This is a genomic window from Rhizobacter sp., from assembly GCF_032229685.1.
GTDB lineage: Bacteria > Pseudomonadota > Gammaproteobacteria > Burkholderiales > Burkholderiaceae_C > LMDS01.
This window is the reverse complement of sequence record NZ_JAVTWP010000030.1, coordinates 108,557-119,285: the sequence shown is the minus strand read 5'-3', so window position 1 is coordinate 119,285 and position 10,729 is coordinate 108,557. Positions and strand designations below refer to the sequence as shown.

The window sequence follows — 10,729 nt, the reverse complement described above, 5'->3', positions numbered from 1 at the left end:
TGTCGCTGGCCCTCAGCGCCATCGCCGTTCGCCGGCCTTCCATGCGGCGGTGGCGCCGTCGTTTCTGGCGGCCACCTGGCTCGCTGGCCACAACAGTGTGAGCAGCAAGCTGACGGTCTCGGGCAGGCCGCCGGCGGCGATGCGATTCTTCCGCAGGAAGGCATGCCACTGGCGTTGCTTGCCATCGTCGTCACCGAACTCGCGAGTTAACGCCACCGGAGGCTGTTTCGGCACGCCGGTGCCGCGTCGCGCGAAGGTGGCTGCAATGGCTTGCGCCAGTGTCGTGCCGTCCAGGTCGGTTCGCTGCGCGATGGTGGCAATGTCGAAGAAGTCCTTCATGCGGGTGTTGGCCAGGCCCAGGATCACCATCGCGTGATATTTCTCGGCGATCACGGTGTAGACCGGATAGACCCTGAGCGTCGGCGCGGCGAGGTCGTCGAGCAGCACGGGAAACACGACGGTCTGCGGCGCAGGCGTGACGGCGTCGCCGAATCCAACGTCAATCTGCAGCGCGCAGCGCACGTTGGCGATGCGCCCGTTCAGGCGCACGCGCAGCCCGCCGTAGCGGTTGTCTTCGCGGATCGTGTCAGCGCGCACGGACTCGGGTTCGAAAGCAATGCCGTCGTCCAGGTCGATGGCGGCGATCTCACGGAACGCGGCGCTCAAGGTCACGGCGTCGTCGGGGCCGAATCCCAGCAGGTCGGCGTCGCGCGTGGGGCGGTGAGGGTGGTCGTACCAGAGCGAGAACAGCAGCGCTCCTTTGAGCAGGAAGCGGTCGGCGTGGGGTGAGGCGGCGACGCGACACAGCAGCCGTTCGAGCGCGAAACGGTTCAGCAGCAGGTTGTAGTCGTCGCCGCGCTGCTTGGCGAGGTTCAGCAACCGGGCCAGAACCGAGGCGCTGCGGTTCGACGTCATGCGGTGCCTATGCGACCACGGTTTCAAGGTAGGGCTGCATGACCTTCTCGACGCGGTTGATCCTGGCGAAGTGGGTGACCTGGTTCATATCGATCTTTCGTTGCTGCCAGGCATCCTTGAGCGCTTCGAGGGCCACGTCGAGGCCGACCTTGTGGCGGAACTTGAAGCAGTCGGTGATGGTCTTGGCCACGCTGTAGACGCGGATCGTTGAGCCATGTTCAACGAGAGTCTCGATGCCTTCGCTGTAGGCCTCGCCACGCAGGCGCGCGATGCGCAGCGCGGGGTTGTCCAGGGCGGGCGTCTGCGTCGCCTCGGGCAGGGCGATCCAGACTTCGAAGGGAAGCTGGGTGCCGATCTCGTGGAATTGAAGTGCGGAGAGCAGGCAGATGACGGCCTTGGGCACGCGTCGGCAGACTTCGATCAGGCTCTGGTGCTCGGTGATCGGGCTGTCCGGCAGGCTGTAGAGGCCGCGGGTGACGCGCTGCAGTTTGCCGCCTTGTTCGAGCTTGAAGAGCAGCTGTGGTGACCAGCCTCGTGCTCGCAGGTCGGCCGCGCTCAGCAGCGGCAGGCGCTGGGCGAGTTCGAGGATTTGTTGGGATTGTGTGAGTGCCACCCCGTCAGTTTAATACACGCATTACTTATTGGCAAGTCATGCGTCATTTCGCCAGCCAGAGAAAGGTGCCGATCAGCCCGAGTGCAACGGCGCCAGTCACCTGTGGGCTCTTTGGTTCTTCGCCCATCAGCCAGGTGGCGTAGTGCTCGCAGTTGCGATTCCACAGGTCATACGGCGCAGTGCGCCCAACCGACTGGTGAGCGCGCCAGTGAAGCTGATGATGGCACTCGACCGGTGCCGGTTTGTCGAACTGGACCGGGCGTCCTTGTGAGAACGCATTCAACGTGACGATCGCGGCTCCGTCAGGCGTCATGTGAGCGACTTGGCCATCGGGCAGCAGGACGCCTGCGTGCCTGCCGGCACCCGACAGCTTGACGCGGGAGACAAGCCCGACGAAGCGGGGTGGCTGTTGAAGGTACATCGCGATGCTCACTTTCCGGAACCCAGCAGCCAGACCAGGGCTGCCACCACACCGGCGCCGACCAGCAGGTTCTTCACCTTGTCCTGGTCTTGCGCCTTTTGATCGTCGGCTGTTCGCCGAAACTGCTGCATCAGCGCCTGCTGATAGGCGCTGGGCGACAGGACGGCGCGCTCCCATTTGCTGACCGTCATCGAATGGGCACCGAAGAGTTGACCGAACTCGCTTTGCGAGAGTCCGAGGTCGCGTCTGAGCGCCGCGATGAGCAATGAGTTCATAAGCTGAATAGTAACCCGTAAACTAAGCGAAAGCTTAGTTTTGTCCATTGGCAAAGTGTGGTTCGAGGCCATTGCTGCTGCCACCGAGGGTGTGCTGTCGGCCTCGCGCGGGGCGACGGGATTGGGCGTGTCCCCCGCTGCACGGGGCCGGGCTGTTGCGCTGCGCGTCGAGCCGCTGTCAAAAGCCCAGCGTCTCGCCCCTTCGGGCGGCCATCCCTCACGCGGGCTCGCCGCCACCCAGCGCGCTCGCTGGCGCGCAGCGTGGCGCCGGACTGCGGCCCTGTGGGCCTGACCGGTACGCTCGCCGATGCAGCGATCAAGGCTGCGCCTTCATCGCGACGCGAACAGCCAGGCCAGGCCGGCTGCGCCTGCGGAGTTGACGACAGCGGCCCGTTCCCGTGCCCGGGGATCGCGGGCCTTGTCTCCTTCACGGGTACGTGAACGCGAGGCCCGCTTGACGAACTGACCCGGTGCTCGCGTGCTGCGCGCCACTTCGCTGCGCTGCGTTCTGCTCCGCAAGCTGCGCCCGTGCCAGATCGTCACCCCGGTCACCCGCCACGCCCGATGCCGGGCCGCTGAATGCATTGAATGCAATGAAGTGATCGGCCCGGCTCGACCGCCGCGCCAGTCGCTGCGCTTGGTGTCACGTCGGCCGCAGGGGCGCCGGGACCTCAGAGGCTGGGCGTTCGTCTTCGCTGCAACCGCCGCGCCAGGCAAGCTGGCACATCGGCCGCGAAGCTGCGTCGCCCGAACCCGGGGCAGCGCGTGCGCCAGTCGTCCCACCGCGCTCCCCCCAGCTGCGCCCCCGTCAAGTGTGAGGGGGACTTGTGGGGGGATCTTCAAGCGGTGGGCCGGCGAACTGGCTCACTGCTTCGGCTGCTGAAGAACCCCACCCATCCCCCACCCCTTCCCGTGAGGGAAGGGGCCGTGCCCACCCCCCGCCCGCCCGTGGGCGGGAGCGAGGAAGTCCGAGCAGAAGGATCAGTTTCCAGCAGCCCAAGACGGGATGCGGCTGGTCCTTCCGATGAGGAGTTCCATCATGGCTTTCGTTCGTGTCGAGCAACGCAATGCACACCTGGCCGGCACCGTCCGGCTGCACACCGTGGAGGGCCGCGACGGCCCGATCAGCAAGGCCACGCTGACCGCGATCAGCAACACCCGGCGCGGGTCGGGCGACAACCGGGGCGAGGAGGCGACCGCGATCCAGTGGACGCTGTGGGGCAAGCAGGCCGAGAACGCGGTGCAGTACCTGGGCAAGGGCAGCCATGTCAACGTGGTGGGCCGGGTGCAGAACAACAACTACGACAAGGACGGGGAGACGGTCTACACGATGGCTTTCACGGCCGAAGAGATCGACTACCTCGACACCAAGGCCGAAGGCGAGGCGATCCGTGCGAAGCAGGGTTCGGCACCCGATGACGGTGCGCCCGTGCCGCAGGCGAAGCCGGCCCCGCGCGCCAGTTCGACGAAGCCGGCCCGCAGCCGCAAGGCCGCCGCGAAGGCGCCCGCCGCTGAGGAAACCGACGACATCCCGTTCTGACCACACCGGGCGGGACGCCTCGCGTTCCGCCCCTTCACATCCATTCCATTGATTGAAGGAACCGACATGTACTCAACACCCACACTCGCCACGCGCTTTACCCGCAACACCCGCGTGCTGCGCGCCGACGCGCCGCTGTCCGAAGACCAGATGCGCAACGCGGCACCGTCCGTGTTCGCCGAAGGCAAGCACGCCAGCCGTTCCGAGCGCTACACCTACATCCCGACCATCGACGTGCTGCGCGGGCTGCGCAAGGAAGGTTTCGAGCCCTTCATGGTGGCGCAGGGACAGAGCCGCGTCGAAGGCAAGGCCGAGTTCACCAAGCACATGATCCGCATGCGCCACGCGGGCCACGTCAGCACCAAGCCCGAGGCGAACGAAATCATCCTGATCAACAGTCACGACGGCGCCAGTTCGTACCAGATGCTCGCTGGCGTCTTTCGCTTCGTCTGCTGCAACGGTCTTGTCGTCGGCAACGTGTCCAACGACATCCGCATTCCGCACAAGGGCAACATTCAGGGCGAGGTGATCGAAGGCGCGTTCCGCGTGCTCGAAGACTTCGAGGCCGTGGACGCTTCGACCGAAGGCATGAAGGCGCTGACGCTGCAGCCCGAAGAGGAACACGCTTTCGCGACGGCTGCGCTGGCGCTGCGCTTCGGCGAACGCACCGAGGACCAACCGCCGCCACCGATCACGGCCGAGCAGCTGATCGAGGCGCGCCGACCCGAAGACCTGGGGCACAGCCTGTGGACGACCTTCCAGCGCGTGCAGGAGAACACGCTGCGCGGCGGCCAGCCCGGCCGAAGCGTGCAAGGCCGGCGCATTCATACCCGTGCTGTCGGCAGCATCGACCGGGGCGTGAGCCTGAACCGCGCGCTGTGGGTGCTGGCCGAAGAGATGCGCAAGATCAAGCGCTGACCTTGCCGTTCCACGCGATGATTTTTAGCAAAAAGTCATCGCGTCACCGGACCGACGCCGGCCCGATCATGGGCCGGCGTCCGACCCTTGTCGTTCGCAACAGGAGTCACGCGATGACCCAACCCGACGCCCTCATCGACGCGCTGGATTCGTTCGAGCCGCGTTCGCGCGACGCCACCGCCACCGGCGCGCAGGCTTTCGCCCGCTTGCTGGCGCTGGCCGAGCAGCGCAACTCGGGCCAGATCGTCCGCGTCGTGCAGTTCATCGCCGCGACCTATAACGGGCAGGCGTTCGCCTTCGACCTGTTCGACCTTCGCGCGCTCGACATCGAGATCAGCGACGACATGCTGCGCTGTCTCGATGCGCTGCGCTGGGCCCGCGCCGACCTGTACACGCTCGTGCCTGACGGCGAGGCGCGTGTGCGGTCTGTCATCGACCGCTGGGGCCTGCAATGGCCGGACGACGGCTGACACGCCGCCGGTCCGCATGCCGGCCCCTCGACTTCCCCACACCGCGCCGGCTCGATCCTCGGGCCGGCGTTTGCGTGTCTGGGCGCGTTTGAGTTTGAGGAGACCGACCCATGAAGACGCTCGTTCTCGCGAACCTGAAAGGCGGCGTCGGCAAATCCGCCGTCGCCACGCTGCTGGTTCACTACTTCGCGCAGCACGGCCAGCGCGTGCTGGCGATCGACCTCGACCACCAGGGTAACTTCAGCAAACCGCTGCGCATGTCCGAGCGCACCGCCGTGGCTGCGTGCACGGCCGACGTGTTGATGACCGGCAGCGTCAGCAGCTTGCCGCCGAAGCCGTTCGTGTTGGTGCCCAGCGACCGGGCGCTGCTGGGATTGGAACGCCAGCCCGCCATGCACACGCCGTTCGCGCGGGCCTTCCGCGCATTCTTGGCGAGTGTGGATGCGCAGTTCGACGTGTGCGTGATCGACACGAATCCGAATCCCGACATCCGGCTGATCGCTGCGCTTGCATCGGCCGACTTCGTGTTGTCGCCGATCCAGCTTAACCAAGAGGCGATGGACGGCGTGCATTGGCTGCTGAATCACGACCGCGTCGGTGTGCGCAAGATCAAGGCGGTGCTGAACCCGAAGCTGCAACTCATCGGCCTGCTGCCGACGATGGTGGAGCCGACGCCGTTTCAGAAGGCCAACTTCGTGCAGGTGATCCAGCAGTACCGCCCGCTGATGATCCAGGTCGGCACCGGCCCCGGTGAGTTCGCGTTCGTGCCCCGGCGCTCGGCCATCGCTGAAGCCCAGGCGAGCGGCGCCGTGCTGTGGGAAATGAAGAAGACCGCCGCGCGCGATGCGTGGAAAGAGATCGAGCCCGGGATCGCGCGAATCGCTGCGGTGCTCACCGCGCGGGAGAACGAACATGCCCCTGCAGCTTGACGATCTGGCCGCGCTGGACGAGCCCGCGCCGGATGCGACCGGACGGCCGATGCTGCTGCCGCTCGATTGCATTGACGAAGACCCCGAGCAGCCGCGCCACGAGTTCGATGCGAACGGCTTGCTGGAACTGGCCGCAACGATCCGTGACCGTGGCGTGCGGCAACCGATCTCGGTGCGCCCAAGCACACAGCAACCCGGCCGATGGGTGCTCAACTTCGGCGCCCGGCGTCTGCGCGCATCCAAGCTGGCCGGCCTGACAGAGATTCCGGCCTTCATCGACACGACCGCCGACAACTACGACCAGGTGATCGAGAACGAACAGCGTGAAGGGTTGAAGCCGCTGGAGATCGCGTTGTTCGTGCAGAAGCGCCTGGCGAGTGGCGACAACCAGGCCGAAATCGCGCGACGACTCGGCAAGAGCCGTCAGTACGTGACGCTCGCCACTGCACTGATCGAGCCGCCCGACTGGCTGCTCGATGCGTACCGGCAAGGCCGCTGCAAGGGGATGACCGAGCTGTACGAGCTGCGCCGCTTGCACGGTGAGCATGCCCAGCGCGTCGAGGCCTGGGCCTCGGGGCCTGAGCCGCTGTCACGCGAGCGCATCGCCACGTTCAAGGCCGAACTGTCGCAAGCTGTCGGCGACGTTCCTGGCATCAGTGCACCGGTGTCGTTGGAGGCGACCAGGAGTGACGAACCCGCAGCGCCGCTCGACGCGCTTCCGTTGCCTTCGTCCACTGACCGGCGCGTGCGACATCAGCAGACGAACCAGCGTCTGCACGTCGAGTTCGACGGTCAGGACTTCCAGCTCGTCGTATCGGTGGCCCCGGCCCAAGAGGGACACCTGTACGTGCGACCGCTCGCGGGTGGCCCGCGCCGTCTCGCGCCTGCCTCGGCCTTGAAGCTGCGCGGTTTTGTCGGTCGCTAGTGTGACGGCCGGGTTGCCCGGCTCTGACCAGAGAACGACCGAAGTTCCGACGCTGATAGAAAGGTTGGGAGTCTGCTTTCGGCAGGTGAGGCGAACAGCAGCAAGTGAGCCAAAGTTGACGGTCGACACTTGGTGTATGGCTCCGAAAAGCGGTCGCACAAGGCACGCCGCAGGCGCCGATCGCCAGCACTTGCAATGGGAAGCGCCCAATCCAAGTGGCGTTCGTGCCGAGGGTAGCGATCAATGTCGCGCAGCTCCGGAGACCGACTGTGAAGCGCTGGACTCGCCTTCGCGAATGGCGGCCAGCAACGTCTCTTTCTTGTCTGGCTCGCCCGCATGACGGGTCGGCTCACTTCGCAGCTTCGATGGCCGTGACGGCGATGACGCCGTTGACGCGCTCCGCAGTGAACTTGACCTTGTCGCCCTCCTTGAGGCCCTCAAGCAGCTTCGGGTCGGCGGCCTTGAAGACCATGGTCATCGCGGGCATGTCCAGGTTCTGAAGAGGGCCGTGACGCAGCGTCACTTTGCCTTGCTCCTTGTCGACTTTGCGGACCTCGCCCTCGCTTTGAGGCGCGGCGGCGGCAGCAGGATGATGCGCCGCATGGTCCGCTCCGGAGGCCGCGGTGGATTGGGCGTTGGCGGTCAGCGTGATTGCAAGAGCCGCGGCGGCGAGGATGTGGATGAGCTTCATGTCTGACTCCTTCTGAGTTTTGGGTAGCGAGCAAAGACGGTCTCTTGACCGCGTCTGTCGACGAGGAACACGTCGTACGAGTCCTCGCGGTTGCCGACTTCCATGCCCGGCGAACCCGGCGGCATGCCCGGTACGGCCAAGCCGATGGCAGCCGGCTTCATGGCCAGCATCCTCTTGACGTCGTCCGCAGGCACATGGCCCTCCACGACGTACCCGTTGACGACGCCGGTGTGGCAACTGCCGAATTTGTCCGGGAGCCCGTAGCGTTTGCGAGGCACGGTGGTGTCGCCGACCTCGGTCACCTTCACGGGGAAGCCGGCTGCCTTCAAGTGGTCCACCCAAGCGCCGCAACAGCCGCACGTCGGGCTCTTGAACACTTCGACCGAAGGCAAGGCCCTCGCAGCGAGGGCCGGCAGTGCAGTGACTGCGGCGCTCGCGGTCAGGGCTGTCAGGAAGTGGCGGCGCTTCATTTCACAACCACCTTCCCGACCATGCCCGCCTCGAAGTGGCCGGGCTGCAGACACGCGAACTTGAACTCGCCGGGCTTGGTGAACTGCCAGACGATTTCGCCAGACTTGCCGGGCTTCACATGGGCCATGTTGGCGTCGGCGTGTTCCATCTCGGGGAACTTCTTCATCAGTTCCGCGTGCTCGGCAATGGCCTCTTTGGTGCCGAGGACCATCTCATGCAGGATCTTGCCGTCGTTGTGCACGACGAACTTCACCGTCTCGCCGCGCTTGACAGTCACGTCCGACGGCGTGAAGCGCATGGTGTCCGTCATCTCGACCTTGACGGTCTTGGTGACCTTTTTCGGATTGCCTTCCTGACCGAAGTCAGTGGGTTCGACCTTGCGTGCGTCGAACCTGCGAGGTGCCGCGTGTTCCTCGTCGCCGTGGGCGAACGCACCGTCCACGCCGACCGTGAACACGGCGAAGAGTATTGCTTTCAGCTTCATCACGAATCTCTCTCAAACTCATCTGACGCACCGCAGGCGCGAAGCCAGCGGTGGAATTCCCGTGCGATGGACGCACGAGCCTCGTTCGGCCTCTCAGCGGAGGCCTGCTCGGGTCAGGTGGTTCGTGGAGGACGTTCCTGGCCGTCCGATTGGAAGGCCGGGATGCGCGCGGTGAGCGCAGGGAAGATGACCGTGGAGGTCAGACGGGGCCCACCGAGGGACGGCACCGTGCCGACCATGGAAGCCATGCAGCAATCGCTCGCGCAGGAGTGGCATGTGGCCGGGTGGTCAACCGAGGAACTGTCGGCGTCAGGCGCCTCTTCGCTGGCGTGATGGTGCGCCGTGGAGTGGTCCGCATGCATCTGAGGGTCAGCATTCATGTCGTGGTCGTCGTACCCGGCGACCACGGCCGGCGTGCCGGGGACCTCACCATCCGAGCACAGCATGGTCGCAGCCACCGCGCCCCGGATGGGGAGCAGCATGGCGAGCAGGACCAGGATGATGATGCGGAGGAGTTTCACGTTCAGCGATTATCGAGCAACCCTGCGATTTGGCCTGTGCCCGCAGGTTGGTGGACGTTCCATCCGTATAGCCTCGCTTCTTATCCGTTGACTCAATGGGCCGCGCGCGTCGTGGGGACTCGCCGCTTCGACGAACCATCGCGGTTTGCCACGGCACTCTCCGCGGCCAAGCCGTCCAGGATGGGACACTCCGGCCGCTCGTCGCCGTGGCAGCAGTGAACGAGGTGCTCGAGCGCGGACTTCATCGCCAGAATTTCCGCCGCTTTCTGCTCAAGCTCCTTGATGTGCGCTTCGGCCAAGGCCTTGACCTGACGGCTCGGTCGCCGGCGGTTTTGCCACAGGCTCACGAGTTCCGCGACTTCTGACAGCGAGAAGCCGAGGTCGCGTGAGTGCCGGATGAACCGCAGGGTATGAACATCTGCCTGCTCGTACTGGCGATATCCGGACTCCGTGCGGCGGGCTTCGGGCAACAAGCCCAGCTCTTCGTAGTGCCGAATCATCTTCGCCGACACGCCGGATGTGCTCGCTGCTTCGCCGATGTTCATCATGACCGTGCTCCTTGGGGACGCCAACACCGCGAACAGTCTAGACCTTCCCACTATGGCAATGTCAAGGCAAGACCACTTTTTCGGCGCATCGTGTCGAAACCGCTTGACCTTCCCATGGTGGGAAGGTCGACAGTTGGTCCATCGAAAACCAACTGGAGAGCTAAATGGTCACTTTCGAAGTCAACGACATGACCTGCGGTCACTGTGTCAGCGCCATCACCAAGGCGGTGGCGTTCGTCGACCCCGGCGCCAAGGTCCAGGTCGACCTGGCCTCCCACCGCGTGCAGATTCAGCAGACCGCGTCAACGGTGGCGGTTCTGGGCGACGCGATCGAGACAGCGGGGTTCACGCCGGTCGTCGTCGCGGGCGGAGCGGCTCGGCCGACACAGGCAGCGCCGCGCAAGGGATGCTGCTGCGGCTGACCGGCACAGCCCTTGGCCCTTTCACTTTCCGGCCTGTGACTTGATCTGCATCAACGGTTGGAGCGCTGGCCACGCGCAATCTGTCGAAGTGGGCCACTGCATGTGCGCCCGACACACACGGAGAAGACCATGAAACTCGTTATCGGTTTGAGCGCTCTCGCGGTGGCCTTGCTGGCTGGGTGTACGTCCATGCCAGGCAGCGCGTCGAAGGAGGCCGACGAACACGCGGCCCACCATCCGGCCGGGATCGCAGGCGCACCGGCGCCTGCTGCCTACGACCAGCAGATGAAGATGATGCAGGAGATGCATCAGAAGATGGCTGCTGCGAAGACGCCTGAGGAGCGCGCCGCGCTGATGAAGGACCACATGAAGACCATGCACGACGGCATGGGGATGATGGGCCAGATGCGGGGCGGGATGATGGATGGCAAGAGCATGGAACACGGCAAGGGCGGGATGCGCATGGACCCGGAGATGATGAAACGCCGTATGGACATGATGGAAATGATGATGCAGATGATGATGGACCGCGACGGGATGAAGCCCCCGGCGGCCAAGTAGAGCTGCGTCCGACCGGAGCGTCGAC

At 65.3% G+C, this 10,729-nt stretch carries 16 protein-coding genes; 7 read left to right on the top strand and 9 right to left on the bottom strand.

Translation table 11 applies throughout. The features are described from left to right. Positions 1 to 12: 12 nt before the first annotated feature. From AC30PD_RS11305 to AC30PD_RS11290, 4 genes are read right to left on the bottom strand one after another with little or no spacing between them, the layout of a single operon-like run. A complete protein-coding gene (locus tag AC30PD_RS11305; protein WP_489535748.1) occupies positions 13 to 915 on the bottom strand; it encodes a nucleotidyl transferase AbiEii/AbiGii toxin family protein in 903 nt (300 codons plus the stop codon). A 7-nt stretch (positions 916 to 922) separates the two neighbouring features. Next, a complete protein-coding gene (locus tag AC30PD_RS11300; protein ID WP_489535747.1) occupies positions 923 to 1,528 on the bottom strand; it encodes a type IV toxin-antitoxin system AbiEi family antitoxin domain-containing protein in 606 nt (201 codons plus the stop codon). 43 nt (positions 1,529 to 1,571) lie between these two features. Next, entirely contained in the window at positions 1,572 to 1,949 is a 378-nt protein-coding gene (locus AC30PD_RS11295; protein WP_489535746.1) for a lecithin retinol acyltransferase family protein, read from the bottom strand. An 8-nt stretch (positions 1,950 to 1,957) separates the two neighbouring features. After that, complete coding sequence (locus AC30PD_RS11290) at positions 1,958 to 2,272, bottom strand: hypothetical protein (protein ID WP_489535745.1); 315 nt, start codon at positions 2,270 to 2,272, stop codon at positions 1,958 to 1,960. 991 nt (positions 2,273 to 3,263) lie between these two features. Between AC30PD_RS11290 and AC30PD_RS11285 the strand changes: the two genes are divergently transcribed. From AC30PD_RS11285 to AC30PD_RS11265, 5 genes are all read left to right on the top strand, one after another. Beyond that, entirely contained in the window at positions 3,264 to 3,764 is a 501-nt protein-coding gene (locus AC30PD_RS11285; protein WP_489535744.1) for a single-stranded DNA-binding protein, read from the top strand. Positions 3,765 to 3,830: 66 nt separating this feature from the next. Further along, a complete protein-coding gene (locus AC30PD_RS11280; protein ID WP_489535743.1) occupies positions 3,831 to 4,682 on the top strand; it encodes a DUF932 domain-containing protein in 852 nt (283 codons plus the stop codon). Between the two features lie 113 nt (positions 4,683 to 4,795). Then, complete coding sequence (locus AC30PD_RS11275; RefSeq protein WP_489535742.1) at positions 4,796 to 5,152, top strand: DUF7673 family protein; 357 nt, start codon at positions 4,796 to 4,798, stop codon at positions 5,150 to 5,152. Between the two features lie 110 nt (positions 5,153 to 5,262). Beyond that, complete coding sequence (locus AC30PD_RS11270) at positions 5,263 to 6,081, top strand: ParA family protein (RefSeq protein ID WP_489535741.1); 819 nt, start codon at positions 5,263 to 5,265, stop codon at positions 6,079 to 6,081. Next, entirely contained in the window at positions 6,065 to 7,006 is a 942-nt protein-coding gene (locus AC30PD_RS11265; RefSeq protein WP_489535740.1) for a ParB/RepB/Spo0J family partition protein, read from the top strand. The genes AC30PD_RS11270 and AC30PD_RS11265 overlap by 17 nt, the downstream gene beginning before the upstream one ends. 349 nt (positions 7,007 to 7,355) lie before the next feature. Here AC30PD_RS11265 and AC30PD_RS11260 read toward each other — a convergent pair whose 3' ends face one another. The 5 genes from AC30PD_RS11260 to cueR form a co-directional block, all read right to left on the bottom strand. After that, positions 7,356 to 7,697: a copper-binding protein gene (locus AC30PD_RS11260; RefSeq protein WP_489535739.1), complete on the bottom strand. Its 342-nt coding sequence runs from the start codon at positions 7,695 to 7,697 to the stop codon at positions 7,356 to 7,358. Beyond that, complete coding sequence (locus AC30PD_RS11255; protein ID WP_489535738.1) at positions 7,694 to 8,167, bottom strand: DUF411 domain-containing protein; 474 nt, start codon at positions 8,165 to 8,167, stop codon at positions 7,694 to 7,696. The genes AC30PD_RS11260 and AC30PD_RS11255 overlap by 4 nt, the downstream gene beginning before the upstream one ends. Next, positions 8,164 to 8,652 carry a cupredoxin domain-containing protein gene (locus tag AC30PD_RS11250; RefSeq protein WP_489535737.1) on the bottom strand — a complete coding sequence of 163 codons (489 nt, stop codon included), beginning with the start codon at positions 8,650 to 8,652 and terminating at the stop codon, positions 8,164 to 8,166. Before AC30PD_RS11250 ends, AC30PD_RS11255 begins: the two co-directional genes overlap by 4 nt. A 113-nt stretch (positions 8,653 to 8,765) precedes the next feature. Next, positions 8,766 to 9,173 (bottom strand): hypothetical protein, encoded by a 408-nt coding sequence (locus AC30PD_RS11245; protein ID WP_489535736.1) that lies wholly within the window; start codon positions 9,171 to 9,173, stop codon positions 8,766 to 8,768. Positions 9,174 to 9,265: 92 nt separating this feature from the next. After that, positions 9,266 to 9,718, bottom strand: a complete 453-nt coding sequence (cueR, locus tag AC30PD_RS11240; RefSeq protein WP_489535847.1) for a Cu(I)-responsive transcriptional regulator — start codon at positions 9,716 to 9,718, stop codon at positions 9,266 to 9,268. A gap of 167 nt (positions 9,719 to 9,885) precedes the next feature. On the opposite strand from cueR, the gene AC30PD_RS11235 reads away from it, so the two are divergent. After that, the gene (locus tag AC30PD_RS11235; RefSeq protein WP_489535735.1) at positions 9,886 to 10,143 is read left to right on the top strand and encodes a heavy-metal-associated domain-containing protein; all 258 of its coding nucleotides are present in this window, start codon (positions 9,886 to 9,888) and stop codon (positions 10,141 to 10,143) included. Between the two features lie 129 nt (positions 10,144 to 10,272). Beyond that, positions 10,273 to 10,704 (top strand): hypothetical protein, encoded by a 432-nt coding sequence (locus AC30PD_RS11230; RefSeq protein WP_489535734.1) that lies wholly within the window; start codon positions 10,273 to 10,275, stop codon positions 10,702 to 10,704. Positions 10,705 to 10,729: the final 25 nt, after the last annotated feature.

Coding starts and splice junctions, on each gene's coding strand:
- AC30PD_RS11305 (WP_489535748.1), bottom strand. CDS start 915: ATGACGTCGAACCGCAGCGCCTCGGTTCTGGCCCGGTTGCTGAACCTC.
- AC30PD_RS11295 (WP_489535746.1), bottom strand. CDS start 1,949: ATGTACCTTCAACAGCCACCCCGCTTCGTCGGGCTTGTCTCCCGCGTC.
- AC30PD_RS11290 (WP_489535745.1), bottom strand. CDS start 2,272: ATGGACAAAACTAAGCTTTCGCTTAGTTTACGGGTTACTATTCAGCTT.
- AC30PD_RS11285 (WP_489535744.1), top strand. CDS start 3,264: ATGGCTTTCGTTCGTGTCGAGCAACGCAATGCACACCTGGCCGGCACC.
- AC30PD_RS11280 (WP_489535743.1), top strand. CDS start 3,831: ATGTACTCAACACCCACACTCGCCACGCGCTTTACCCGCAACACCCGC.
- AC30PD_RS11275 (WP_489535742.1), top strand. CDS start 4,796: ATGACCCAACCCGACGCCCTCATCGACGCGCTGGATTCGTTCGAGCCG.
- AC30PD_RS11270 (WP_489535741.1), top strand. CDS start 5,263: ATGAAGACGCTCGTTCTCGCGAACCTGAAAGGCGGCGTCGGCAAATCC.
- AC30PD_RS11265 (WP_489535740.1), top strand. CDS start 6,065: ATGCCCCTGCAGCTTGACGATCTGGCCGCGCTGGACGAGCCCGCGCCG.
- AC30PD_RS11260 (WP_489535739.1), bottom strand. CDS start 7,697: ATGAAGCTCATCCACATCCTCGCCGCCGCGGCTCTTGCAATCACGCTG.
- AC30PD_RS11255 (WP_489535738.1), bottom strand. CDS start 8,167: ATGAAGCGCCGCCACTTCCTGACAGCCCTGACCGCGAGCGCCGCAGTC.
- AC30PD_RS11250 (WP_489535737.1), bottom strand. CDS start 8,652: ATGAAGCTGAAAGCAATACTCTTCGCCGTGTTCACGGTCGGCGTGGAC.
- cueR (WP_489535847.1), bottom strand. CDS start 9,718: ATGAACATCGGCGAAGCAGCGAGCACATCCGGCGTGTCGGCGAAGATG.
- AC30PD_RS11235 (WP_489535735.1), top strand. CDS start 9,886: ATGGTCACTTTCGAAGTCAACGACATGACCTGCGGTCACTGTGTCAGC.
- AC30PD_RS11230 (WP_489535734.1), top strand. CDS start 10,273: ATGAAACTCGTTATCGGTTTGAGCGCTCTCGCGGTGGCCTTGCTGGCT.